This is a genomic window from Actinotalea lenta (genome assembly GCF_030586465.1).
GTDB classification, from domain to species: Bacteria; Actinomycetota; Actinomycetes; order Actinomycetales; family Cellulomonadaceae; genus Actinotalea; species Actinotalea lenta.
Map to the genome: position 1 here is coordinate 2,475,424 of NZ_JAUQYP010000001.1, position 24,301 is coordinate 2,499,724.

The window sequence follows — 24,301 nt, forward strand, 5'->3', positions numbered from 1 at the left end:
TGCTCGACGGGCGCACCGCGTCGCTCCTGTGGCAGACGATCGCGGGCACCTGGCAGGACGGACCGCTGGAGGCCGCTCGACTGACCGAGTACCTGACCAAGGCGATCCGAGAGTCCAAGCAGCACACCAGCTGGGTCACGCCCGACGAACGCTACGAGCGCGCCGTCCTGAGCTTCGCCACCACGGCTCTGAGCGACCCGGAGGTGCTGGACACCTTCGCAGCGTGGGAGCGCCGGGTCGCTCCCGGCGTACGGGCGGCCACGCTCGGCCAGAAGCTCGTCCAGCTCACGCTCCCGGGCGTCCCCGACGTCTACCAGGGCACCGAGGCGCTCGCCGTCGCTCTCGTCGACCCGGACAACCGCAGGCCCGTGGACGTGGCCGCGCTCGCGCGCACGTTGGCCCGGCTCGATGCCGGGGAGACACCACGCGGCCTCGCCGAGGAGAAGCTCCAGGTGACGTCGCGCGCCCTGCGGCTGCGCCGCGCGCACCCGGAGGCCTTCATCGGGCCGGAGGCGGGCTACCAACCGCTACCCAGCTCGTCCGGGCACGCCCTCGCCTTCGCCCGCACCGTGGGCGACCGACCGGTGTCCCTGACCGTCGCGACTCGGCTGGCCCTCTCGCTGGACCGGATGGGCGGGTGGGGCACGCACACGGTCGCCCTCCCCGACGGCGACTGGCTCGACGTGCTCACCGACCAGGTCGTGCCGGGCGGGCTGGTCCGCCTCGCCGACCTGCTGCAGACCTATCCCGTGGCCCTGCTGACCCCCGTGGAGGTGGACACATGACCGGCCGGACCGGACGCGGCTGGGAGGACGACGGCTGGCGCCCTCAGGTCTGGGCACCCTCGGCGCACGCCGTCGGACTGCGCACCGGGAGCGACGAGGTCGCGATGGTGCGTCGGGACGACGGCTGGTGGGCGGCCCCGCACACCCTCCCGCACGGGACCGACTACGCGTTCACGGTGGACGGATCGGGACCGCTGCCGGACCCGCGCAGTGCGTGGCAGCCGCACGGCGTGCATGACCCCAGCCGCGTCTTCGATCCCACCCGGCACCGCTGGGCCGACCAGGGCTGGGCGGGCCGGGACGTGCGCGGCTCGGTGATGTACGAGCTGCACGTGGGCACGTTCACGCCTGCCGGCACGCTGGACTCCGCGATCGAGCGACTGCCGTACCTCGCGGATCTCGGCGTCGAGACGATCGAGCTCATGCCCCTCGCCGCGTTCCCCGGCGTGCACGGGTGGGGCTACGACGGCGTCGCGCTGTACGCGGTGCACGAGCCCTACGGGGGGCCCGCCGCGTTCCAGCGTTTCGTGGACGCAGCGCACGCAGAAGGACTCGCGGTGTGCCTGGACGTGGTCTACAACCACCTGGGTCCGTCCGGGAACTACCTCATGCGGTTCGGACCGTACTTCACCGACACCCACGAGACGCCGTGGGGCTGGGCGGTCAACCTGGATGCTCCGGGCGCCGAGGGGACGCGGGCGTTCCTCGTCGACAACGCGGTGCGATGGATGCGCGACTTCCACGTCGACGCGCTCCGGCTGGACGCCGTGCACGCCCTCGCGGACGACTCGGATCGGCACCTGCTCGCTGAGCTCGCTGACACGGTGAGCGCGCTCGCCGCCGAGGTGGGGCGCCCGCTCGCGCTCGTCGCGGAGTCGGACCTGAACGACCCGCGCACGGTGCTGCCGACGGCCGACGGCGGCCTGGGGATGACCGCCCAGTGGGCAGACGACGTGCACCACGCGCTGCACGCCTGGGTCACGGGCGAACGCCACGGCTATTACGCGGACTTCGGCAGCGCAGCCACGCTCGCGCACGCGTTGACGCGCGTGTTCGTGCACGACGGAGGGTGGTCGACGTTCCGTGGCCGCACCTGGGGCGCGCCGGTGCCGCCGGGCACCGACGGGCACCGGTTCGTGGTCTTCGCCGCCAACCACGACCAGGTCGGAAACCGGGCGATGGGCGACCGCCCCGCGTCCCGGCTGCCCGCGGGCCGACTCGCCGCCTCGGCGGCGGCTGTACTCACCTCGCCGTTCACCCCGATGCTGTTCATGGGCGAGGAGTGGGGCGCCCGGACGCCGTTCCAGTACTTCACCGACCACGCCGAGCCGGAGCTCGTCGAGGGCATCCGTCGGGGGCGGACGGAGGAGTTCGCGGGGCACGGGTGGGCGGAGCTCTACGGCGGGCCGCCCGACGTCCCTGACCCGCAGTCCCTGGAGACCGTGCACGCCAGCCGGCTGGACTGGACCGAACCCGACCGTGCCGAGCACGCACGCCTGCTGCGCTGGTACCGCACGCTGACCGGCCTCAGACGTCACGAGCCGGAGCTCGCGTCCGGTGACCTCGACGCGACCCGGGCGGTGCCGGCACCCGATGACGCGTGGGTCGTGCTGCACCGGGGCGACCTGCGCGTCGTGCTGCACGTCGGCGAGGGAGCCGCCGAGATACCGGTGGGTGGCGAGCCCGCCCAGCTCCTCGCCGCCTGGGAACCGGTGGAGATGCGCCCAGGCGCCGTCTCCCTGCCGGGACCCGGTGCCGCCGTGGTGCGGGTCACCTCCGTGGAGGCACGATGAGCAAGAACCCGTGGGACCGCTCGCCGGTGGAGGTGCTGCGCGCGGGTCCGGGATTCCGGCTGGAGTCCTTCGACCCGTCCGCCACGCCGGGCTGGAGCGACGACAAGGACGACGGCACCGAGCGGATGCGCGACCAGGGTGAACGCCTCGCCGACCTGCAGGAGATGCTGTTCGCGGAGGGTCGCAGCGGCGGCACACGCAGCGTCCTGCTGGTGCTCCAGGGCATGGACACAGCCGGCAAGGGCGGGATCCTCCGGCACGTGGTCGGCATGGTCGACCCGCAGGGCGTGGACCACGCGTCGTTCGGCAAGCCGACCGACGAGGAGCTCGCGCACCACTACCTGTGGCGGATCCGCAGAGCGCTGCCCCAGCCGGGCAGGCTCGGTGTGTTCGACCGTTCGCACTACGAGGACGTGCTCGTCGTCCGGGTCGAGGACCTGGTGCCGCCGGACGTCTGGGGTGCCCGGTACGACGAGATCAACGCGTTCGAGGCCGAGCTCGTCGGGGCCGGCACGGCGATCGTCAAGGTCGCGCTCATGGTCTCCCTCGAGGAGCAGAAGGCCCGGCTGATGGAGCGCCTGGAGCGACCCGACAAGCACTGGAAGTACAACCCCGCCGACCTGGCGGCGCGCGCCAAGTGGCCGGCCTACCGCTCGGCCTACCAGGCCATGCTCGACCACACCTCGACCGAGATCGCGCCGTGGTTCGTCGTCCCCGCGGACCACAAGTGGTACGCCCGGCTCGCGGTCACCGAGCTCCTCCTGGACGCCTTCGAGCGCCTGGGCCTGCGCTGGCCGGCCCCCACCTACGACGTCGAGGCGGAGAAGCACCGCCTCCAGGCCACCTGACGCACCCACCCAAGGATGGCGATCAAGGAATTCGCGCCCGCCAGGGGTGGTGATCAAGGAATTCGCGCCCACCCGTCGAGCAGGAATTCCTTGATCACCCGGGTGGGGTCAGGGGTGGGGTCAGGGGGTGGCGTCAGGGGGTGAGGGCCGAGAGGCGGGAGAGGGCGCGGTAGTACTTCTTGCGGTAGCCGCCGCGGAGCATCGCGGGCCCGAACAGCCCTTCGGTGCCCGACCCGCCCAGCAGGACGGGGACGTCGCGGTCGTACAGCCGGTCCACGAGCACGACCAGCCGCAGCGCGTCTGCCTGGTCGGTCAGCGGCGCGACGCCGGTCAGGCCGACCCGCCGTACACCGTCCAGCAGTGCCCCGTACCGGCTCGGGTGCACCGTGCGCAGATGCGCCACCAGGTCCGAGAAGTCGTCGCACGTCACACCCTCGCCGACAGCGCGCGCCCGCACCTCGTCGTCCGGCAGCCCCGCCGCGGGGCCCACCGCCGCGCGGTGCCGGTAGTCGGGCCCGTCGATCCGCACCACGTCGAACCGCTCGGCCAGGGACTGGATCTCCCGCATGAAGTCCTCGGCTGCGAACCGCCCCTCCCCCAGCGACTCGGGCAGGGTGTTCGACGTAGCCGCGAGCGCGACACCATGGTCCGCGAGCTCGCGCAGGAGCCGCGCCATCAGGACCGTGTCCCCAGGGTCGTCGAGCTCGAACTCGTCGATGCACACCAGGCGGTGCGCGGACAGCGCGCGCACGGTCGCTGCGAACCCCAGGGCTCCCACCAGGTGCGTGTACTCCACGAACGTGCCGTACACCACGTGCTCGCCGACCTCACGGGCCAGCGCCGCGAGCAGGTGGGTCTTGCCCACCCCGAACCCTCCGTCGAGGTAGACCGCCGCCGGTTCCGGTGCCCGGCGCACCAACCGGGCCAGCCCACGTGGCGCGGGAGCCGCGATCGCGCCCGCCAGCGCCGCGAGGCGCTCCCGGGCCGCACGCTGACTCGGGTGCGCCGGATCCGGACGGTAGGACTCGAAGGTGGCGTCCGCGAAGTGGCGCGGGACGGCGAACGCGGCCAGCAGGTCGTGCGCGCGGACCTCGGGCCTGCGCAGCAGCGTGCCGGTCACCGGCCCGGCACCTCGACCACGGCCGGGCTGCCCGGATGGGTCAGCACCGCGCCGACGACGCGTGCGACCTCCCCCGCCTCGACCGTTCGCTCCGGGGTCAGGTTCCGCTCGTCCCCGGCCACGGCCGAGCCGACCGCGACCTCGTGGAAGCGCACTCTCAGGCCGATCGGCTCCACGCGCAGCACCCGCAGGAGCATGCGCTGCGCCGCACCTGTGACGCTGACGGGGCCGGACCCGGCCATCGGCTCGGTCGCGGCCGCCCCGCCCAAGGTGACGTACGCCGGGTCCGGCCCCCCGAGACGGGGTGCGATGGCGCGCGCCACGAGCCAGTGCGACGTCAGGTGGCTCTCCAGGACCGCCCGCCAGTCGGCCGCCGCGAGGTCGACCAGCTGCGGCCCGAGCCACCACCCGCCGAGCGCGGCGACCGCGGCCGTCGGGTGCCAGCCCGGCTCGTCGAGCACGGACCACAGCGGGTCCGGGTGGTCCCAGTCCACCCCGGGCACCAGCCGCACGCCGGCGGAGCCGCCTGAGGCCGTGACGCGCGACCGGGTCGGCACGACCACGCGGTACCCCCACGACGCCAGATGGTCGACGATCGCCCGACCGACCACTCCGGTCCCCCCGGCCACCACGGCCACCGGGGTCGGCGCCCCGTCCTCGTCCACCACGCCCCGCATGCTAGAGGCGCGCAACGACCCATGCGCGCGGCGCGGGCATGCCCGCGTGCCGGTCGGTCACCACTAGGCTCGTCGCATGACGCGCATCGCCGTGCTCACCGAGGAGGCGCTCGCCGCGGCCGACGTCGAGCACATCATGAGCCTGCACCCGGACGCCGAGTTCCGTGTCCTGGTGCCTGCGGACACCGAGCGCAACCTGCTCGCCTCGATCGTGGACCACCTCAGCATGGGCGAGCTGCGCGAGGTGCTGGACGACGTGCTGGACCGCGAGCCTCCCGCGACCGCGGAGCTCACGGCGACCGAGCAGCTCGAGCGCAGTCTCGCGGCGTTCGCCGCAGCCGGAGCGCCCGCGTCCGGTGAGGTCGTCGCCGACGACCCGCTGCCTGAGCTGGCCGGTCTGGTGGCCGACCTCCCGGCCGACGAGGTGGTCATCGTCACCACCCCGCACGCCCTCGAGGACACCTTCCACACCGACTGGGCCTCGCGCGCCCGCGACGAGCTCCGGGTGCCCGTGCTGCACCTGTACGCAGGCACGTCAGAGCTGGGGTGAGCTCGGGAGCGGCACCCGGGGCGACCCTGGCGTGACTGGCAGACTGCGCACCATGACGAGCGCCCGGGCACCTCGCGATCGCGCGCGTCACGGCGCCGGGCGGGCTCCTGGCCCACCCCGTCACGCCCGGCAGCCGGGCCGGACCTGGCGGACCGGGCTCGCCCGTCGAGCGGCCGACCCGCGGACGGGCACCGTCACGTCGGTGGGTCCCGAAGGGCTCGAGGCGGGCACCTCGCCGACTGAAGGCTTCGGACGCAACTCGCTCATCCTCACGATCGGCACGTTCGCGTCCCGCGCCACCGGTCAGGTGCGCACGATCCTGCTGGTCGCAGCCATCGGCATCACCGGCACGGTGGCCGACGCCTTCGACATCGCGAACACGCTGCCCAACATGCTGTTCGCGCTGCTCGCGGCCGGCGTGCTCCAGGCCGTGCTGATGCCGCAGATCATGCGCGCCATCGCCTCCGACCGCAGCCAGGAGCGACTCGACACGCTCGTCACGCTCGCAGCCGCCTCGCTCGTCGTCGGGACGGTCGCACTGACCCTGGCGGCACCAGCCCTGATCCGCGTGTTCACGCTCTCGGACCAGTGGTCACCGCAGGCGCGGGCCCTCGCCGTCGTCTTCGGGTTCTGGTGCATCCCCCAGGTGCTGTTCTACGGGCTGTTCGCGGTCCTGGGTGAGCTCCTCAACGCGCGCGGCCAGTTCGCCGCCACCGGGCTGGCCCCGATGGCCAACAACGTCGTCTCCGTGCTGGGCTTCGGAGCCTTCGTCCTGGTCTGGGGCCGGGCGGACGGGCCGCTCAACGACGTGGCAGCGTGGACCACGGCGCAGACGGTCGTGCTGGCCGGCACGGCCACGCTTGGTGTGGCCAGCCAGACCGCCATCCTCATGGGCGCCCTGCGGCGGGGCGGGTTCCACTGGCGGCCCCGCCTGGCGGTGCGGGGACTGGGTCTGCGCTCGGCCGGCAAGGTCGTCGGCTGGACGGTCGCGGCGGTCGCGCTCGAGCAGCTGGGCCTCGTGCTGCTCAAGAACATCACCTCCAGCGCAGGCCAGTCGGCGACGGGCGCGCAGGTCGTCGCCGGGAACGCGACCTTCACCAACGCGCTGACGATCTACCTGCTGCCGCACTCCCTGGTCGTCGTGTCGATCATCACCGCGCTCTTCCCCGGCATGAGCCGCGCGGCGGTCGAGCGCGACCTCGACGGGGTCCGGTCCGCCATGTCGACCGGGCTGCGGACGGCGGGCATCTTCTCGGTCTTCTCGGCCGCGTTCCTCGTCACGATCCCGGGCCCGGTGATCAAGGCCCTGCTGGTCACGCTGTCCCCCGACGAGGTCGCCGTGGCAGCGCCGGTGCTGCGCGCCCTGGCCCTCGGGCTGGTCGCCCTAGGCGCGACTGTCATGGTCAAACGGATGTACTTCGCGTTCGAGGACGGCCGCAGCATCTTCGTGATCCAGGTCTTCGCCACGGCATCGATGAGCATCACCCTGCTCGTCGCCGCGCGGACCTTGCCGCCGAGCCGATGGGTCGTCGCAGCCGCGGTCGCCTACGCGCTGTCCGCATGGATCTCGGTCCTGCTGCGCGTGAGGGGCATGCGGAGGTTGCTGCACGGCATCGACGGCGCGCGCGTGCTGCGCCTGTACGTGCGGGCGGGCCTCGCCGCGGGCGTCGCAGCCCTGCTCGGCTGGTTCGTCGCTCGACTGCTGGGCTCCCAGGAGGCCCTCACCTGGGTGCACGCCCTGGTCGTGAGCGGGGTGGTGGGCGTGCTGATGCTCACCGTGTACGTGGCGCTCCTCACGCTCCTGCGGGTGCGGGAGCTGCAGGCTGCGTTGCGGCCGCTGCGCCGTCGTCTGGGGCACTGACCCCGTCGCCGGACCGGCGCTCAGCGGCGGCGCAGCCTCCGCACCACCCGCTTGGCCAGCGGCAGGCCCCGGTCCCAGGCGGCGTACAGCAGCCCGTTGAACGGCACGTCGATCGTGCCCACCATGAGGTCCTCGTGCTTGGCGAAGCTCCGCTTGAACTCGCTGATCCCGTCGTTGAGCAGGCCGTTGAGGTCGTATCGCTCGAGCCCGGCCTCGCGGGCGAGCCGCACGGCGTGCCACTTGACCGGAGCGTTGGCGCGCGCCTTGCGCCCCACGTCGTTCACGCCGCCGTACAGCTCGAACGCCGTCCTGTCGGACGCGGCGCACCACACGAACGAGCACGGGACACCGTCGGCGAAGGCCGCCACCACGAGCGAGGAGTCGCCCAGCTCCCGGTGCACCGCCCGGTAGTAGTCGTCGTCGTGCAGCGCGAACCCGGCGTGGGCCGCCGACTGCCGGTACAGAGCGATCACGGAGTCGATCTCGTCGTCGGCCACGACCCGCCGGATCTCGACGCCGCGACCACCCTTGCGCACGTCGGCGCGCGTCGTGCGGCCCAGGTCCGCCATGAGCTCCTCGTCGCTACGCGTCAGGTCGAGGACGAGGGTCGAGCGGCACAGGATCGTGCTCGTCGCCTGGCGGGCCCCGTCGACGCCCAGGTCGGTCCCGGCCGGCCAGTCGGGCTCGAACGTGACACCGACGCCGCGCACGTTCGCCGCGCACCAGTCGCCGACCGCCTGGGCGACCTCGCGCCGCGACTGGGGCGATCCCGCGCCGTCCGGCACCACGACAGGTCCACGAGGCACGTAGCTCAGGGCGCGGAACGGCAGCGGAAGCCGGCGCACCAGCACCTGCGCGAGCCCGAGCAGCGTCCCGTCGGCGGACGTGACCCGCAGGCGGCGCGCGGTCCATGGCCCGAGGCGCTTCACCTCACCCCAGCCCCACAGCTGGAGCGGGTGGCCTCCGGACGCCTGCACCTCGGCGTCCCAGGCCGACCGGTCGTGCACCTCGGTCACGGTGGTCACGCCGCCGCCCCTTTCGTGGTCTGCTCGATCGGGCCCGGTGACACTATCAACGCCGGGGGCCCGCGGCACCGCAGCTCGTGTCCGTGCCGCCGCTAGACTGCGACGGCCGCCGCCCCGGACGGGGCCCCCCGAGTGAAGGCGACCCGATGCCGACGGACCGTGACTTCGTCCCCGTGATCCTCGGGACCGGGCTGGGCGCGTACAACCTGGCCCGCTCGCTGCACGAAGCGTTCGGGGTCCACAGTGTCGCGCTCGGCAGGCACGCGTTGCGTGAGACCGCGCACTCTCGCATCGTCAGTGTGCGTGCCCGACCCGACTTCAACGACGAGCAGGTCATCGTGTCGGAGCTGCGCGACCTGGCGGCCGAGCTCGCGCAGACGCACCCGGGCGCCGCGCTGCTGCTCCTGCCCACCATCGAGCACTACACGAACGTCGTCCTCGAGCACCGCACCGAGCTCGACGAGCACTACCTCGTCCCGCTGCCGGACGCGGCCACAGCCGCACGCGTCATGACCAAGACGGACTTCTACGCGACGTGTGCCGCGCTCGGGGTCCCCCACCCGCAGACGCGCGTCGTCGACGGCTCCCTGCTCGACGACGCGCACCTCGGCGAGGACCTGCCGTTCGGGTACCCGGCGATCCTCAAGCCGTCGGACACGGACCTGTACCCCCGGCTGCGGTTCGAGGGGCATCAGAAGGTCTACCTGGTCGAGGACGCTGCGAGGCTCCGGGAGATCGCCCGGCGGATCTACCGCGCGGGCTACGTCGGCGACCTCGTGATCCAGGAGTACCTCGCGGGCGACGAGTCGGTCATGCGGGTCGCCAACACGTACTCCGACCGCAGTGGGCGCGTGCGCTTCGTGTCGGTCGGCCAGGTCGCCCTCAGCGAGTACCACCCGGACCTGGTGGGGAACAACAACGCGATCGTCACCGTCCCCGACCCCGTCATCGAGGCCTCCGTGCGCACCCTCCTGGACGGCATCGGCTACCACGGCTTCGCGAACGTGGACGTCATGCTCGACCGGCGGACCGGGCTGTGGAAGGTCCTCGAGGTCAACCTGCGCCCCGGAGCGACGGCGTTCTACACGATGGCGGCAGGCGGCGTGCTCGCCCGCGCAGCCGCCGACGAGCTCGTCCTGGGGCGCCTCGTGGCGCCGTTCTCGACGACCGCCGAGCGCCTCTGGCTGAACGTGCCCTACGCCGTCGCTCGCTGGTTCGTGCCGCCGTCGACGCGCGGCGTGCTGCGCCGCGCGGCCCGGAGCGGCCGGGTGCACACCCTGCGCTACGGCCCTGACCTCTCCCTGCGGCGCCGCCTGGACATCGCGCGCATCGACCTGCGCCACACGCTCGACTACGTCAGGTACTCCCGGCACCGTCTCAACCACTGACCCCAGCGCCGGACGACGGCGACACGCCCTCAGACACCCAGCTCGGCACGCACGAGGGCCGAGATCCTGGCCGCCTCGCTCTCACCGACCCGCGTGGGCAGGTTGACCACCCGCTCCACGAGCAGGTGCGTCGTCGTGAGCGCCGGGTCGCTGGGGTCGTAGCCGTAGCGATCGGGGTCGGCCACGCCCGGGAAGAGAGCCGGCCGGTACCAACGCCCCGCGTACACACCCTGCCGGCTGAGCGCCGCCACGAGCTGCTCCGCCGTCGCCCCGTCGGACGCGAAGAACGGAAAGCGCACCAGCGGCGCCGCTCCGCGGACGCCACCGGGCACGTCCACGAGCTCCGCGAGCTCGTGCAGGTACGCCGCGACGGCCGCGCCGCGCGTCCTCTCGACGCCGTCGAGCGTGCGCAGGGCGCCGGCGACCTGCGCACTGACCCAGACGGACGGGGCCATGGGCCGGTAGGGCAGCCCCCCGCGCACCTCGACCGGCGCGATCGCGGGCTCGAAGATGCCAGCCGTCGTCAGGGCGCCGCGCAGACCGCGACCGAACGCACCGGGCACCCGGTTCAGGACACGCACCTGGGCCCGGTACGTCCGCGCGGCCAGGTCGAGCCTCGCACCCATGGGTGGGAGCCCGGCAAGGTCCCCGGCGAGGCGGGCACGCAGCCCGGCGTCCGCCAGGTCCGGACTGACCCACACCGCGCCGCCGAAGCGGGTGGGCAGCAGCTTCTCCACGCCGAACGAGTGGATCGAGACGTCGGCGAGCGGGGTCCCGTCGGCGGAGGTCGCCATCCGGCCTGCGGCGTGCGCGGCGTCCTCGACCAGGAGCGCACCCGCGGCGTGCGCGGCTGCCCGCAACCGCTCGGCGTTGTCCACGTCGACGATGCCGAAGGTGTGCTGGAGCACGACGGCGCGGGCCGTCGTCGGCACCTCGACCCGTCCGGCATCGATCGCGAGGCTGTCGCGGGCGACGTCGGCGTACACCGGGTGCAGCCCGCCGACCAGGATCGGGTCGACCGCCGTCGCGCAGGTGAAGGCCTGCGTCACGACGTCGCCGGGTCCCCGGACGGAACGCAGGGCCTCGAAGACGACCTGCATGCCGTACCGGGCCTTGAAGAGCAGGAACCAGTCGGCGGGGTTGGTCCCGGTCCGGCGCGCGAGGGCGGACGTGACCTCGTGGTGCGCGTTCACGTGAGGCGCCCCGGTGAGCGCTCCGCCCGCCCGGGGGCGCGGCGGACGTGGCACGTCCCCCCCGCCGGAGCCGTCCGAACCTCGAGAGCCATCCCCACTCCCCTCCGAGATCGACGGTCAGCCTAGTGCCGGCGCGTGGCGCCCTGCCCGCGTGCCGTTGCCGGGCAGGCCGAGCGCTCGGCCGTACGCTGCCGAGGTGATGACCGCCGAGGGCACCCCCAGTCCTTTCGTGCAGGCGCTGCACGGGCTGCACGACCGACGGCTGCGCGCCGAGGTCCGGCTCAGCGAGGTCCCCGCCCCCTCGAGGATCGCCCCGTACGCCGTTGCGCTGAGCGCCGAGGTCGACCCGAACGGTGACGGCGAGGACGTCGGCTCAGGTCGCTTCGTGCTGCTGCACGACCCCGCCGGGCAGGAGACCTGGGACGGCACGTTCCGGGTGGTCACCCTCAGCCGCGCCACACTGGACCCCGAGCTCAGCGGAGACCCCCTCCTGTGCGACGTCGCGTGGAGCTGGGTCGTCGACGCCCTGACGGGAGTGCCCCACCGGGAGCTGGGCGGCACCGTCACGCAGATCGTGTCCCAGTCGTTCGGCACGCTGTCCGAGCGGCCCGACGCCGTCGAGGTCGAGATCCGCGCGTCCTGGTCACCCGAGGGGGATGCAGGCGAGCACCTGCAGGCGTGGGCCGACCTCCTGTGCACCGCCGCCGGCCTGCCCCCGCTCCCCAGCGGAGTCACAGCGCTCGGCCGTCCGCGCTGACTCTCACCCGCTCCGCTCCCTCAAGGGCCCCTGAGCCGCTGCCGATACTCCTGGCAACGATCGATCCCCAGGAGCCCCCCGTGAGCGTCGAGCAGGTTCGCACCACCCCGAGCGTCCGCGGGACGGCGCACCAGGTCCACCGCCAGCGGGCGCCCTTCCCGCCGTCGCAGCGCACTGCGCCCCGCGAGACGGGCGCGGTATGCCTGGTCCTGCCCGAGATCGGAGACGGCGAGGCGCCCGTGATCGTCCGCAACCTGCGCCGCCGTGACTCCTCGCACGCCGTGCTGCTGGCCCGCCACGCGGGCCGGCGCGAGATCGTGACCCTGCTGGGCGGCGGGGTGCGCGGCGCCATGACCACGCACCCCGGTGCCGCCCCCGTGGGCGCCGCCCAGGTGGCCGCTCGTCGAGGCGGCCCGGAGCTCACCGCGCGTGAGCTCGCGGTCCTCGAGCTCGTCGCGGACGGCAACTCCAACCGCGAGATCGGCGAGGCCCTGGAGCTCAGCGCCCTGACCGTGAAGAGCCACCTGGCACGCATCTCGCGCAAGATCGGCACGGGCGACCGGGCCGAGATGGTCGCGCACGCGATCCGCCACCAGCTCATCGCCTGACCCGACGAGGGTGGTCGAGCCGCCCCCGCCCGGTGTGCCCTGGTGCGGACCGGGGCACGACAGGGCCTAGGTTGGGGCCATGCAGAACGACGCCGGCCCCACGGAGCCGGCCGTCGTGCCACTTGAGGAGCCGGCGGGCGGAGTCCCGGACGTCGTGACGTCCGACGCGGCGCTCGCCTCCGCCGCTGCCGCCCTGTCCGCAGGCACCGGTCCGGTGGCGGTGGATGCGGAGCGCGCCTCGGGATACCGGTACGGGCAGCGGACCTATCTCGTACAGCTGCGCCGATCCGGCTCGGGCACCTGGCTGGTCGATCCCGTGGCGCAGCCCGACCTCTCCGCGGTCGACGAGGCGCTGCGCGGAGTGGAGTGGGTCCTGCACGCGGCCTCGCAGGACCTGCCCGGTCTCACCGAGCAGCGCATGACACCGGACGCCGTGTTCGACACCGAGCTTGCGGCTCGGCTCCTGGGCATGCCCCGCGTGGGCCTCGCAGCCGTCGTCGCCGACACGCTCGGCCTGGGCCTGGCCAAGGAGCACTCGGCCGTCGACTGGTCCACCCGCCCGCTGCGGCCCGAGTGGTTGCGCTACGCCGCGCTCGACGTCGAGGTGCTCGTGGAGGTCCGCGACGTGCTGGCCGACCGGCTCGACAGGGCGGGGAAGGCCGAGTGGGCGCGCCAGGAGTTCGAGGCCGTCCGCACCGCACCTCCGCCGCCGCCACGCGTCGACCCGTGGCGGCGCACGTCGGGGGTGCACGCGGTGCGCACCGCACGGGGGCTGGCGGTCGTCCGATCCCTGTGGCAGGCACGCGACGCCGACGCCGAACGGCGCGACATCTCCCCCGGCCGGGTGCTTCCCGACGCTGCGATCGTCGCCGCCGCCCAGGCGCTGCCCACCTCCGTGTCTCAGCTCGTCGCCCTCAAGCCGTTCGCCGGCAAGGGAACGCGGCGCCGGGCGGAGCAGTGGTACGCCGCGATCGGCGAGGCCCTGGCCCTGCCGGACGAGGACCTCCCGCCGCTGCGCGGCCCGGGGAACCCGGGCCCGCCCCCGCCTCGGGTCTGGAAGGATCGTGATCCCGCCGCCGCAGCGCGGCTCGCGGCCGCGAAGGACGTCGTCGCCCGCACCCGTGAGGCCTGGAACGTCCCAGCGGAGAACCTCGTGCAGCCGGACCTGCTGCGGCGCACGTGCTGGGCGCCGCCGGAGCCGATCACCGCCGCGACGCTCGGCGACGCGCTCACCGCGGGTGGCGCCCGGCCCTGGCAGGTCGAGCTCCTCAGTGGGCCGCTCGCAGACGCGCTTGTTACCCTCGAGTAGCTTTCCGGACACCGTGGTCAGGCGGTGGTCCGTCGCGCCTCGATGACCAGGAGGACCGGGTGCCGCACGCCGAGGAGAGGGTCGCGCACAGCCACGTGACGGACGTGGACACCGGCGCGGGCCGCATCGCGCTGCTCCGTCTGGACAACGACCAGGACAAGCCCACGACGCTCGGCCCCCAGGGGCTGGCGGAGCTGCGGGACGCCCTTCTCGTCCAGCAGGGTCGCGCCCGGGACGGTGAGATCGTCGCCCTGGCCGTCACCGGACGTCCTGGTCACCTGTGCGCCGGTGCCGACCTCACCATCGTCGGGCGCATCGAGGACCCGGTGCGGGCCGGCGAGATCGCCCGGCTCGGGCACGACGCGCTGCGGCTGCTGGGTGAGCTCGGCGTGCCGACGTTCGCCTTCGTCAGCGGGCTCGCCCTGGGTGGCGGCCTGGAGATCGCCCTGCACTGCACGTACCGCAGCGTGGCCGCCGGGACCCGGGCGCTCGGGCTGCCCGAGACGCTCCTCGGGCTCGTGCCGGGGTGGGGAGGTTGCACGCTGCTCCCGCGCCTCGTGGGCGTCTCGGAGGCCTGCCGGATCATCCTCGACAACCCGTGGAGCGGGAACCGACTCATGGACGCGTCCACCGCAGCCCGCATCGGGCTGGTCGACGCCGTCCTCCCCGACGACGGCTTCGTGGACGCCTCGCTGGCGTGGGCCACCGAGGTCCTGCAGGGCGCTGACGTGCCGCGCCGACCGCTCGACGAGCCGGACACCTGGGCGCAGGAGTCACAGGCCGCCCGCGCACGCGTGGACCGCCGGTTGCACGGTGCCGCTCCCGCGCCGTACCGGGCCCTCGAGCTCGTCACCGCCGCCCGGGACCGGGACCGGGACAGTGCGTTCGCCGCCGAGGACGAGGCGCTCGCGGCGCTGCTCGGCACGCCCGAGCTCCGGGCAGGCCTGTACGCCCTCGACCTGACCACCCGGCGGGCGCGCACCACGGCGGGGGCGCCCGACCTCGCCGCCGCGGTCCCGGTGGGCGCGGTCGGGATTGTCGGTGCCGGGCTGATGGCGGCCCAGCTTGCGGTGCTCCTGGCCGGCCGGCTCGACGTGCCGGTCCGGATGCGCGAGATCGACGACGAGCGCGCCGCCACCGGTCGGGCTCGTGTCGCCGGGCTCGTCGAGCGGCAGGTCCGCCGCGGTCGGCTGGCCCCGGACGCCGGGCGGGCGCTGGTCGACCGCATCACGGTCGGCACCGACCTCGCCGAGCTCGCCGGATCGGATCTGGTGATCGAGGCGGTCACCGAGGTGCTGGACGTCAAGCAGCGTGTGTTCGCCGAGCTGGAGGACGTGGTCGGCCCGCACGCCGTGCTCGCCACCAACACGTCCGCCCTCTCGGTGGGCGCGATGGCGAAGGGCCTGGCCCACCCGGAGCGGGTCGTCGGCCTGCACGTGTTCAACCCCGTGGCTCAGATGCCCCTGGTGGAGGTCGCGCGTGCCGAGCGCACCAGTGACGCGGCCGTCGCCACGGCCCTCACGGTCGCCCGAGACGCGGGCAAGACCGCCGTGCTCTGCGCGGACCGGCCTGGCTTCGTGGTCAACCGGCTCCTGCTGCGAGAGCTGGCCGAGGTGCTGCACGCCGCGGACACGGGGACACCAGTCGAGGTCGTCGATGCCGCCCTTCGCCCCCTGGGCCTGCCGATGGGCCCGTTCGCCCTGCTCCAGCTCGTGGGCCTGCCGGTCGCCCAGCACGTGCTGGAGGCCCTGCACCACGATCTCGGCGACCGGTACCCGGTCTCGCCCGGCCTCGCGACCCTGGCCGACGCGGGGCGCCGGGTCGTTCCCGAACCCGACGGGTCGGGACGCGAGGCCGACGTCGACCCCACGATCCAGGACGCCTTCGGCACGCCCGGCGGCCCGGCTGCGATGTCCGCGAGCGCGGTGCTCGACACGGTGCTCGCCGGGCTGACCGAGGAGGTCGGCCTGATGCTCGACGAGGGGGTGGTCGTCTCGCCGGAGCAGATCGACCTGGCGATGATCCTCGGTGCCCGCTTCGGGTTCCACCTCGGCGGGCTGCTGCCCTACCTCGACCGCAGCGGCTGGTCCGAGCGCGTCCTGGGCAGGCGCCTGCTGCCGTTCTGAGCGGTCAGGCGACGGCGAGGCCGCTGGCCCGCAGCTGGCTGCGGACCCGCGCGAGCAGCTCTTCGTCGGGCTCCATGGTGAGCTCGAGGCGGTAGTCGGCACCGATCGAGTGCCAGACCTCTCGTCCGGACTGCTCGAAGGCAACCACCTCGACCCGCTCGACGTTGCCGAGCGCCGCGAGGTGCTCGCCCACGGCTGCGACGTTGTCCCAGGCGTCGGTCAGACCGGGCACCACGACGAACCGGGCCCAGAGCCGCGTGCGGCGGTCTGCCAACCGTCGGGCGAACTCCAGGGTGGGGGCCAGGTCGCGCCCCGTGACCGCCCGGTAGACGTCGGGCAGGCCCGACTTGACATCGAGGATCACCAGGTCGGTGTCGTCCAGGAGCCCGTCCCCGGCGCGGCGCCCCAGGTAGCCGGAGGTGTCCAGCACGGTGTGCACACCGATCTCCTTCGCCCCCCGCAGGACACGGGCGACGAAGGACGGCTGGAGCAGTGGCTCGCCGCCCGAGACGGTCAGCCCTCCCCCGCCGGCGACCAGGACCGGGGCGTCGCGTTCGATGCGGGCGAGGGCGGAGTCGACCGTGTGCAGCGCACCGTCCCGCATCAGCCACGCGTCGGGCCCGTGGCAGTACTGGCAGCGCAGCGGGCAGCCGGAGAGCCGCAGCACCAGCCGCGTCCCGGGTCCATCGGCATCCGTCGAGCGGTCCCACGAGTGCACCGAGCCGATCTCGCCGGCGCGGAGTGCGGCCATCTGGGTCGCCTGACCGTCCTCGCAGCAGGTCGACCTCTCGCTCAGGATGCTCATCCGCTCCTCCTGCCGGTCCGCTCACGCACGCTGATCATTGTCGCGCCCGCCGGCCGCTCCGAAGAGGGACCTGCGACCGGGCGGCGGGACCACGCAGCGGGCCCGCCCCGGAGGGCGGGCCCGCGATGGCCTCAGAGGCTGCCGTGGAAGGTCCGGGACAGCACGTCGAGCTGCTGCTCCCGGGTCAGGCGGACGAAGTTGACCGCGTAGCCCGAGACCCGGATGGTCAGCTGCGGGTACTTCTCCGGGTGCTCCATCGCGTCCTCGAGGGTCTCGCGGTTGAGCACGTTGATGTTGACGTGGAAGCCGGTCGCCACGTTGTACCCGTCGAGCAGGCCGACGAGGTTGGTGACCTGCTCCTGACGCGTGCGGCCCAGCCCGGACGGCACCACCGTGGTGGTCAGCGAGATGCCGTCCTGCGCCTGGTCGTACGGCAGCTTGGCCACCGACAGAGCCGAGGCGAGCATGCCGTGCGTGTCCCGGCCGTTCATGGGGTTGGCACCCGGGGCGAACGGCTCACCGGCCCGGCGGCCGTCCGGCGTGTTGCCCGTGTGCTTGCCGTAGACCACGTTCGACGTGATGGTCAGGACCGACTGGGTGTGCACGGAGTCGCGGTAGGTCGGGTGCTTGCGGATCTTGTCCATGAAGCTGGCGACCAGCTCGACTGCGATCTCGTCGGCACGGTCGTCGTCGTTGCCGTACGTGGGGAACTCGCCGGTCACGTCGTAGTCGACGACCAGGCCGGTCTCGTCCCGCACCGGACGCACGGTCGCGTACTTGATGGCGGACAGCGAGTCCGCGGCGACCGAGAGGCCGGCGATGCCGCACGCCATGGTGCGCAGGATGACCCGGTCGTGCAGGGCCATCTCGAGGCGCTCGTAGGCGTACTTGTCGTGCGACCAGTGGATGCAGTTCAGGGCCTCGACGTACGTGCCGGCGAGCCACTCCAGCAACGCGTCGTACTTGGCCCGCACGTCGTCGTAGTCCAGGACGTCGCCGTCCACCGGCGCGCTGGCGGGGGCGACCTGCTTGCCGGACATCTCGTCGCGTCCGCCGTTGACCGCGTACAGCAGCGCCTTGGCCAGGTTGACCCGGGCGCCGAAGAACTGCATCTGCTTGCCCACGGTCATGCCGGACACGCAGCACGCGATGGCCGCGTCGTCACCGCACTGACCGCGCAGCAGCTCGTCGGACTCGTACTGGATGGCCGAGGTGTCGATCGAGACCTGGGCGCAGAACTCCTTGAAGCCCTCCGGCAGGTCCGGGCTCCACAGCACGGTCAGGTTGGGCTCGGGGGCCGGGCCCAGGTTGTACAGCGTGTTGAGGTAGCGGAACGAGGACTTGGTGACCAGCGGACGGCCGTCGTCGCCGATGCCGCCGATCGACTCGGTGACCCACGTCGGGTCGCCGGAGAACAGTGCGTCGTACTCCGGGGTGCGCAGGAACCGCACGATCCGCAGCTTGATGACGAAGTCGTCGATGATCTCCTGGGCCTCGGACTCGGTCAGGGTGCCCTCAGCCAGGTCGCGCTCCATGTAGACGTCCACGAAGGTCGACGTACGCCCGAGGGACATCGCGGCGCCGTTCTGCTCCTTGACCGCGCCGAGGTAGGCGAAGTAGAGCCACTGCACGGCCTCGCGGGCGTTCGTCGCGGGGCCCGAGATGTCGTAGCCGTACGAGGCGGCCATCGCCTTGAGCTCGTTGAGGGCGCGGATCTGCTCGGCGTTCTCCTCACGCTCGCGCAGCGTCTCCTCGTTCGGGGGCTCCATCATGAGCTCGTCGCGCTCGACCCTCTTCTGCGCGACCAGGGCGTCGATGCCGTACAGCGCGACCCGACGGTAGTCGCCGATGATCCGGCCACGGCCGTACGCGTCCGGCAGCCCCGTGATGATGTGCGAGTGCCGAGCCGCCTTGACGCTGGGCGGGTACACGTCGAAGACGCCCTGGTTGTGGGTCTTGCGGTACTCGGTGAAGATCTTCGCGATCTCGGGATCGGTCTCGTAGCCGTAGGTCTTCAGTGCACCCTCGACCATCCGCCATCCGCCGTTCGGGATCATCGCCCGCTTCAGCGGCGCGTCCGTCTGCAGACCGACGATGACGTGGTCGTCGTCGCTGATGTAGCCCGGTGCGTGGGAGGTGATGGTGCCCGGGGTGTGCGTGTCGATGTCGTACACGCCGTTGGCGCGCTCGGCCGGGAACATCTCGCTCAGCCGGTCCCACACGCGCGTGGTGCGCTCGGTGGCCGGGGCCAGGAAGGCTCCGTCGCCGGCGTAGGGCCGGTAGTTGCGCTGGATGAAGTCGCGCACGTCCACGGCGTCGGCCCACGGGCCGGTGACGAAGCCGCGCCAGGCGGCGTTCGGCGCGTCGGGGCTGGTGGCCGGGGTGTGGTCGGCGGTGATGGCCATGGCGCCTGCTCTCCCTCGTGGTTCTGCTCGGTGAGTTCGAGGCTACGGAGAGAATCATGGGATGACTCGGGACCTTTGGGCCGGTCGTCCCACGGACGGCAAGGAAGTTTGGCCGCCACGAGGCCCGCGCAGACCAAGGTCCCGGCCCGGGAGCGGAGAGCGGCAGCCGAACCCGGCCGCGCCGGACGTGCCCGGGGCGCGTCAGTGCGCCGGCGTGTCCAGGCGGCGCAGGGCGTCGTGGGCGATGTCCTCGGCGCGCAGCCGGAGCGACTCGACCAGCTGCGCCCTGGACGCGTGCTCGAGGAACCGCAGGGGGATGCCCACCGGGTGCACGGGCGTGCGCACACCCGCCGCGGCGCAGTGCTGGGCGACCATCGACCCGACGCCGCCCTCGACGACGCCGTCCTCGATGACGACTGCGCAGGTGTGGTCGCCCACCGCCTTGACGAGGGACTCGGGCACCGGCAGAACCCAGCGTGGGTCGACCGCGGTCGCCGTGCACCCCTCGGCAGCGAGCAGCTCGGCGACCCGCGTGGCCGTGTGCGCCATCGCGCCCACCCCGACCACGAGCACCGAGCGCTCGTCGCCGTCGTGCCGCCCGAGGACGTCGAGCTCCGCGAGCTGGTCCACCGCCGGCAACCGCGGCGGGAGCGGTCCCTTGGGGTACCTCAGCACCGTGGGGGCGTCGTCCACCTCGACGGCCGCCTGGAGCGCCGCGCGCAGGGTGTCCTCGTCACGCGGCGCCGCGAGGCGCAGGCCGGGGACGAGGCGCAGGAGCGACATGTCCCACTGGCCGTTGTGGCTCGCGCCGTCGTCTCCGGTGATCCCGGCCCGGTCCAGGACGAAGGTCACGCCCGCCTTGTGCAGCGCGACATCCATGAGCACCTGGTCGAACGCGCGGTTGAGGAAGGTGGCGTAGACCGCCACGACAGGGTGCATGCCGCCGAAAGCGAGGCCTGCGGCCGATGCCACGGCGTGCTGCTCCGCGATCCCGACGTCGAACACCCGGGAAGGGAACTCCGAGGTGAACGGGGCCAGGCCCACCGGTTCCAGCATCGCCGCGGTGATCGCCACCAGGTCGGGCCGTCGGTGCCCCAGCCGGACCATCTCGTCGGCGAACACCGACGTCCACCCGAACCGGGACGGCGCGATCGGCAGCCCCGTCTCGGGGTGGATCACCCCCACCGCGTGGAACCGGTCGGACACGTCCTGCTCGGCAGGCGTGTACCCCCGGCCCTTCTCGGTGATGACGTGCACGATGACAGGGCCTCCGAACGCCTTCGCGCGCGCCAGCGCCCCCTCGACGGCGCGCACGTCGTGCCCGTCGACCGGCCCGACGTACTTCAGTCCCAGGTCCTCGAACATGCCCTGCGGCGCGACGACGTCCTTGATGCCCTTCTTCAGGCCGTGCAGCGCCTCGTACGCCAACCGCCCGGGCGGACCGGAGCGCCGCAGCGTGCGCTTGCCCCAGGCCAGGACGTTCTCGTAGCTGCGCGTCGTGCGCAGGGTGGTCAGGTGGGCGGCCAGGCCGCCGATGGTCGGGGCGTACGAGCGCTGGTTGTCGTTCACCACGATCACCAGCCGCCGATCCTGGCCGGCCGCGATGTTGTTCAGCGCCTCCCACGCCATCCCGCCCGTCAGGGCGCCGTCACCGACCACCACGGCCACGTGCCGGTCCGCGGCACCGCGCAGCTCGTTGGCCTTGGCGATGCCGTCCGCCCAGGACAGCCCGGTCGAGGCGTGCGAGTTCTCCACCACGTCGTGCTCGGACTCGGCCCGGCTCGGGTAGCCGGACAGCCCGCCGCGCTGGCGCAGGGCGCTGAAGTCGGAGCGCCCGGTGAGCAGCTTGTGCACGTACGCCTGGTGACCCGTGTCGAAGACGATCGTGTCGCGGGGGGACTCGAAGACCCGGTGCAGGGCGATCGTCAGCTCGACCACGCCCAGGTTCGGACCGAGGTGGCCTCCGGTGCGCGAGACCGAGTCGACGAGGAAGGCGCGGATCTCCGTGGCCAACGATTCCAGCTGCGCCGGGCGCAGGGCCCGGACGTCGGCCGGCGAGGAGATCCCGGGCAGCAGAGCCATCCGGACATCGTACGGGGTGGCCCCGGTGCATGCTCGCCACCCCTGCACGAGCGCGCGGGGCGGGCGCCGTGCCCAGGCACCCGCCGCGGCACCCGCGGTGCCTAGGCTGAGCCCATGCGCTTCCTGCCCGGGCACACCCCCACCACCGACCTCACCTACGGGGACGTCTTCCTGGTGCCGTCCCGCTCCGACGTCGCCTCCCGGTTCGACGTGGACCTGGCGACCTCCGACGGCACCGGCACCACGGTCCCTCTGGTGGTCGCCAACATGACCGCCGTCGCGGGACGACGGATGGCGGAGACGGTCGCACGGCGTGGTGGGTTGGCCGTGATCCCCCAGGACATCCCGGCCGACGTGGTCGCCGACGTCGTGGCCGCCGTCAAGGCGGCGCACCCGGTGGTGGAGACGCCCGTGGTGGTCTCCCCGCACGACACCGTGCACACCGCGATGACGCTGATCGGCAAGCGTGCGCACGGCGCGGCCGTGGTGGTCGACGACGGCCGGCCCGTCGGGGTGGTCACGGACACCGACGGGACCGGCGTGGACCGGTTCACCCAGGTCGGCCAGGTGATGAGCGCACAGCCCACGGTGATCGGCATCGACGTGGTCGACGGTCCCGGGGGTCTCGAGGAGGCGTTCGAGCGCCTGCACCGCTCACGCCGCCGGTTCACCCCGGTGGTCGACGCCGACGGGGTCCTGGTGGGCGTGCTCACCCGGCTGGGAGCCTTGCGCAGCTCGATCTACCGCCCCGCGACGGACGCGTCGGGGCGACTGCGGATCGCCGCGGCGGTCGGGATCAACGGTGACGTGCGCGCCAAGGCGCAAGCGCTGCTCGAGGCGGGTGTCGACTGCCTCGTCGTGGACACCGCCCACGGTCACCAGACCAGGATGATCGAGGCGCTCGCCGCCGTCCGCAGCCTGTCGCCCGACGTCCCGGTGGTGGCCGGCAACGTGGTCACCGCCGAGGGCACGCGCGACCTGGTCGAGGCCGGGGCGGACATCGTCAAGGTCGGTGTCGGCCCGGGCGCCATGTGCACCACCCGGATGATGACCGCCGTGGGCCGCCCGCAGTTCTCCGCCGTGCTCGAGTGCGCCGCCGAGGCGCGCCGGCTCGGTGCGCACGTCTGGGCCGACGGCGGGGTGCGCCACCCGCGCGACGTCGCCCTCGCCCTGGCCGCCGGGGCCGCCCAGGTGATGGTCGGCTCCTGGTTCGCCGGAACGTACGAGAGCCCGGGCGACCTGCACACCGATGGCACCGGCAGGCTGTACAAGGAGAGCTTCGGGATGGCTTCGGCGCGGGCCGTGGCAGCCCGGACCCGCGGGGGGACGGCCTTCGAGCGGGCGCGCAAGGCGCTGTACGAGGAGGGCATCTCGTCCTCCCGGATGTACCTGGACCCGGTACGCCCCGGGGTGGAGGACCTCATCGACCAGATCACCTCGGGACTGCGCAGTGCGTGCACCTACGCGGGGGCGGCGAGCCTCGAGGAGTTCGCCGAACATGCCCTCGTCGGCCTGCAGTCCGCCGCCGGGTACGACGAGGGCCGGCCCCTACCGGACGGCTGGTGAGCGGTACCCCGGCCGGCGCGCACGACCAGCTCGCGGCCCTGGCCGCCCGCGGCGTGTCCTGGCCGACCATCCCCGGCCAGGACCAGACCGCCCTGCGACCCGCGGCTGTGCTCGTCCTGCTCGGCGTCCTGGACGACGCCCCGGCACGGCACCCGAGCGCGGCCGTGCCCGCCGACCTCGACGTACTCCTGGTGGCCCGGTCCGACGAGCTCACGCACCATCCGGGCCAGGTCGCGTTCCCGGGCGGCCGCCTGGACCCGGACGACGGCGGCCCGGTGGCGGCCGCGCTGCGCGAGGCGCGCGAGGAGACCGGGCTGGACCCGGCGGGGGTGGAGGTGCTCGGCACGCTCGCGCCCCTGCCGCTGCCGGTCAGCCGGCACCTGGTCACGCCCGTGCTCGCCTGGTGGGCCACGCCGTCGACAGTCGGCGTCGTGGACCAGCGGGAGTCGGCCGACGTCTTCCGCGCGCCCGTGGCGGACCTCATCGACCCCGCACGGCGTGGGGTGGTCACCTCGCGTCGGCCGCCGACGTTCCGGACACCCGCCTTCGAGGTGTCGGGGCGGGTCGTGTGGGGGTTCACCGCGATCGTGCTCGACACGCTGCTCGACGCGCTCGGGTGGGCGGAAGGCTGGGACCGCGGCCGCACCCTGAGCCGCCCGTAGGTTCCGGCCTAGGCTGGCCCGGTGAACCCCCGCCGCGCTCTCGTCCTGCAGCACGTCCCGTGGGAGGGGCCCGGGCTGATCGGCGAGGCGCTGGCCAGTCACGGCGTCGCCATGGAGCACCGCATCGTGGTCGACCGGCCGCACCCGCGGCTGCCCCGGCCCGCCGAGCTGGCGGCGCTCGTCGTGATGGGCGGCCCGATGGGGGCGCTGGACGACGTGGCACACCCCGGTCTCGCGGCCGAGCGCAAGCTGCTGGCCGACTGCGTCGCGGCCGGCACCCCCGTGCTCGGGGTGTGCCTGGGCATGCAGCTGCTCGCAGTCGCGCTGGGAGGCGAGCTCGTGCCGGGGCACGCCACGGAGATCGGGTTCGGCCCGGTGGACGTCATCGCGCCCGACCCCGTGCTCGCACCGCTGGGCCCGGAGCCCTCCGTCCTGCACTGGCACGACGACGCGGTCGGCCTTCCCCCAGGTGCCGAGCCGCTGGCCCGCACCGCGATGACCCCCGTGCAGGCGTTCCGCGCCGGGAGCGCACTCGGCCTCCAGTTCCATCTCGAGGTCGACAGCGCCCTCCTGGCCGCCTGGCTGGCGAGCGGGGAGATGCCGGCCGAGCTCGCCGAGCACGGCATCACCGACCTGCCCGAGCAGGCCGAGATCGCCCTCCCGGTGCTCGAACCCGGGGCGCGCCGGGGCCTGGCCTCCTTCGCGGCCCAGGCACGCGACCGGGTCTGACACACCGCCCGG

19 protein-coding genes and 1 pseudogene are annotated in these 24,301 nt (G+C 73.5%); 13 read left to right on the top strand and 7 right to left on the bottom strand.

What is annotated here, in order from left to right; all coding sequences use genetic code 11:
- From Q6348_RS11855 to Q6348_RS11865, 3 genes and pseudogenes are all read left to right on the top strand, one after another.
- Window positions 1–785 (top strand): annotated as a pseudogene (locus Q6348_RS11855) (malto-oligosyltrehalose synthase); the annotation flags it as partial.
- A complete protein-coding gene (gene treZ, locus Q6348_RS11860) occupies window positions 782–2,578 on the top strand; it encodes a malto-oligosyltrehalose trehalohydrolase (protein ID WP_304601492.1) in 1,797 nt (598 codons plus the stop codon). The pseudogene Q6348_RS11855 and the gene treZ, both read left to right, overlap by 4 nt.
- Window positions 2,575–3,426, top strand: a complete 852-nt coding sequence (locus tag Q6348_RS11865) for a polyphosphate kinase 2 family protein (RefSeq protein ID WP_304601493.1) — start codon at window positions 2,575–2,577, stop codon at window positions 3,424–3,426. Before treZ ends, Q6348_RS11865 begins: the two co-directional genes overlap by 4 nt.
- 133 nt (window positions 3,427–3,559) lie before the next feature.
- Here the strand turns inward: Q6348_RS11865 and zapE are convergent, their stop codons facing one another.
- Window positions 3,560–4,546: a cell division protein ZapE gene (zapE, locus tag Q6348_RS11870; protein ID WP_434062055.1), complete on the bottom strand. Its 987-nt coding sequence runs from the start codon at window positions 4,544–4,546 to the stop codon at window positions 3,560–3,562.
- Window positions 4,543–5,214, bottom strand: a complete 672-nt coding sequence (locus tag Q6348_RS11875) for an SDR family oxidoreductase (RefSeq protein WP_304601494.1) — start codon at window positions 5,212–5,214, stop codon at window positions 4,543–4,545. Before Q6348_RS11875 ends, zapE begins: the two co-directional genes overlap by 4 nt.
- An 85-nt stretch (window positions 5,215–5,299) precedes the next feature.
- On the opposite strand from Q6348_RS11875, the gene Q6348_RS11880 reads away from it, so the two are divergent.
- Entirely contained in the window at window positions 5,300–5,773 is a 474-nt protein-coding gene (locus Q6348_RS11880) for a hypothetical protein (RefSeq protein ID WP_304601495.1), read from the top strand.
- A gap of 202 nt (window positions 5,774–5,975) precedes the next feature.
- On the top strand, window positions 5,976–7,634 hold the full coding sequence (murJ, locus tag Q6348_RS11885) for a murein biosynthesis integral membrane protein MurJ (RefSeq protein ID WP_304601496.1): 1,659 nt from the start codon (window positions 5,976–5,978) through the stop codon (window positions 7,632–7,634).
- A gap of 20 nt (window positions 7,635–7,654) precedes the next feature.
- Here murJ and Q6348_RS11890 read toward each other — a convergent pair whose 3' ends face one another.
- Window positions 7,655–8,659, bottom strand: a complete 1,005-nt coding sequence (locus Q6348_RS11890) for a lipid II:glycine glycyltransferase FemX (protein ID WP_304601497.1) — start codon at window positions 8,657–8,659, stop codon at window positions 7,655–7,657.
- Window positions 8,660–8,805: 146 nt separating this feature from the next.
- Between Q6348_RS11890 and Q6348_RS11895 the strand changes: the two genes are divergently transcribed.
- Window positions 8,806–10,047 (top strand): carboxylate--amine ligase, encoded by a 1,242-nt coding sequence (locus Q6348_RS11895; RefSeq protein WP_304601498.1) that lies wholly within the window; start codon window positions 8,806–8,808, stop codon window positions 10,045–10,047.
- A 29-nt stretch (window positions 10,048–10,076) separates the two neighbouring features.
- On the opposite strand, the gene Q6348_RS11900 is transcribed toward Q6348_RS11895, so the two are convergent.
- Entirely contained in the window at window positions 10,077–11,240 is a 1,164-nt protein-coding gene (locus Q6348_RS11900; RefSeq protein ID WP_304601499.1) for a DegT/DnrJ/EryC1/StrS family aminotransferase, read from the bottom strand.
- A 199-nt stretch (window positions 11,241–11,439) separates the two neighbouring features.
- On the opposite strand from Q6348_RS11900, the gene Q6348_RS11905 reads away from it, so the two are divergent.
- The 4 genes from Q6348_RS11905 to Q6348_RS11920 all read left to right on the top strand — a co-directional run bounded on the left by Q6348_RS11905 (window position 11,440) and on the right by Q6348_RS11920 (window position 16,040).
- On the top strand, window positions 11,440–11,997 hold the full coding sequence (locus Q6348_RS11905; protein WP_304601976.1) for a DUF3000 domain-containing protein: 558 nt from the start codon (window positions 11,440–11,442) through the stop codon (window positions 11,995–11,997).
- An 80-nt stretch (window positions 11,998–12,077) separates the two neighbouring features.
- Window positions 12,078–12,605, top strand: a complete 528-nt coding sequence (locus Q6348_RS15715; RefSeq protein ID WP_434061984.1) for a helix-turn-helix transcriptional regulator — start codon at window positions 12,078–12,080, stop codon at window positions 12,603–12,605.
- A gap of 79 nt (window positions 12,606–12,684) precedes the next feature.
- Entirely contained in the window at window positions 12,685–13,914 is a 1,230-nt protein-coding gene (locus tag Q6348_RS11915; protein ID WP_304601500.1) for an HRDC domain-containing protein, read from the top strand.
- Between the two features lie 59 nt (window positions 13,915–13,973).
- Entirely contained in the window at window positions 13,974–16,040 is a 2,067-nt protein-coding gene (locus tag Q6348_RS11920) for a 3-hydroxyacyl-CoA dehydrogenase NAD-binding domain-containing protein (protein ID WP_304601501.1), read from the top strand.
- Between the two features lie 4 nt (window positions 16,041–16,044).
- On the opposite strand, the gene pflA is transcribed toward Q6348_RS11920, so the two are convergent.
- From pflA to dxs, 3 genes are all read right to left on the bottom strand, one after another.
- Window positions 16,045–16,845: a pyruvate formate-lyase-activating protein gene (pflA, locus tag Q6348_RS11925; protein ID WP_304601502.1), complete on the bottom strand. Its 801-nt coding sequence runs from the start codon at window positions 16,843–16,845 to the stop codon at window positions 16,045–16,047.
- 131 nt (window positions 16,846–16,976) lie between these two features.
- Window positions 16,977–19,250: a formate C-acetyltransferase gene (gene pflB / locus Q6348_RS11930; RefSeq protein WP_304601503.1), complete on the bottom strand. Its 2,274-nt coding sequence runs from the start codon at window positions 19,248–19,250 to the stop codon at window positions 16,977–16,979.
- A 201-nt stretch (window positions 19,251–19,451) separates the two neighbouring features.
- Window positions 19,452–21,332: a 1-deoxy-D-xylulose-5-phosphate synthase gene (gene dxs / locus Q6348_RS11935; protein WP_304601504.1), complete on the bottom strand. Its 1,881-nt coding sequence runs from the start codon at window positions 21,330–21,332 to the stop codon at window positions 19,452–19,454.
- A gap of 114 nt (window positions 21,333–21,446) precedes the next feature.
- Here dxs and Q6348_RS11940 point away from each other — a divergent pair, with 114 nt between their 5' ends.
- From Q6348_RS11940 to Q6348_RS11950, 3 genes are read left to right on the top strand one after another with little or no spacing between them, the layout of a single operon-like run.
- On the top strand, window positions 21,447–22,898 hold the full coding sequence (locus Q6348_RS11940) for a GuaB1 family IMP dehydrogenase-related protein (RefSeq protein WP_304601505.1): 1,452 nt from the start codon (window positions 21,447–21,449) through the stop codon (window positions 22,896–22,898).
- Window positions 22,892–23,560, top strand: coding sequence for an NUDIX hydrolase (locus Q6348_RS11945; RefSeq protein ID WP_434062016.1), 669 nt, complete (start codon window positions 22,892–22,894; stop codon window positions 23,558–23,560). The genes Q6348_RS11940 and Q6348_RS11945 overlap by 7 nt, the downstream gene beginning before the upstream one ends.
- Before the next feature lie 21 nt (window positions 23,561–23,581).
- Entirely contained in the window at window positions 23,582–24,289 is a 708-nt protein-coding gene (locus Q6348_RS11950) for a type 1 glutamine amidotransferase (RefSeq protein WP_304601506.1), read from the top strand.
- Window positions 24,290–24,301 lie beyond the last annotated feature (12 nt).

Bases quoted from the DNA above. Each gene is read 5' to 3' on its own strand.
- pflA (WP_304601502.1), bottom strand. From the start codon at position 16,845: ATGAGCATCCTGAGCGAGAGGTCGACCTGCTGCGAGGACGGTCAGGCG.
- Q6348_RS11880 (WP_304601495.1), top strand. From the start codon at position 5,300: ATGACGCGCATCGCCGTGCTCACCGAGGAGGCGCTCGCCGCGGCCGAC.
- Q6348_RS11940 (WP_304601505.1), top strand. From the start codon at position 21,447: ATGCGCTTCCTGCCCGGGCACACCCCCACCACCGACCTCACCTACGGG.
- treZ (WP_304601492.1), top strand. From the start codon at position 782: ATGACCGGCCGGACCGGACGCGGCTGGGAGGACGACGGCTGGCGCCCT.
- Q6348_RS11905 (WP_304601976.1), top strand. From the start codon at position 11,440: ATGACCGCCGAGGGCACCCCCAGTCCTTTCGTGCAGGCGCTGCACGGG.
- Q6348_RS11895 (WP_304601498.1), top strand. From the start codon at position 8,806: ATGCCGACGGACCGTGACTTCGTCCCCGTGATCCTCGGGACCGGGCTG.
- dxs (WP_304601504.1), bottom strand. From the start codon at position 21,332: ATGGCTCTGCTGCCCGGGATCTCCTCGCCGGCCGACGTCCGGGCCCTG.
- Q6348_RS11915 (WP_304601500.1), top strand. From the start codon at position 12,685: ATGCAGAACGACGCCGGCCCCACGGAGCCGGCCGTCGTGCCACTTGAG.
- pflB (WP_304601503.1), bottom strand. From the start codon at position 19,250: ATGGCCATCACCGCCGACCACACCCCGGCCACCAGCCCCGACGCGCCG.
- Q6348_RS11865 (WP_304601493.1), top strand. From the start codon at position 2,575: ATGAGCAAGAACCCGTGGGACCGCTCGCCGGTGGAGGTGCTGCGCGCG.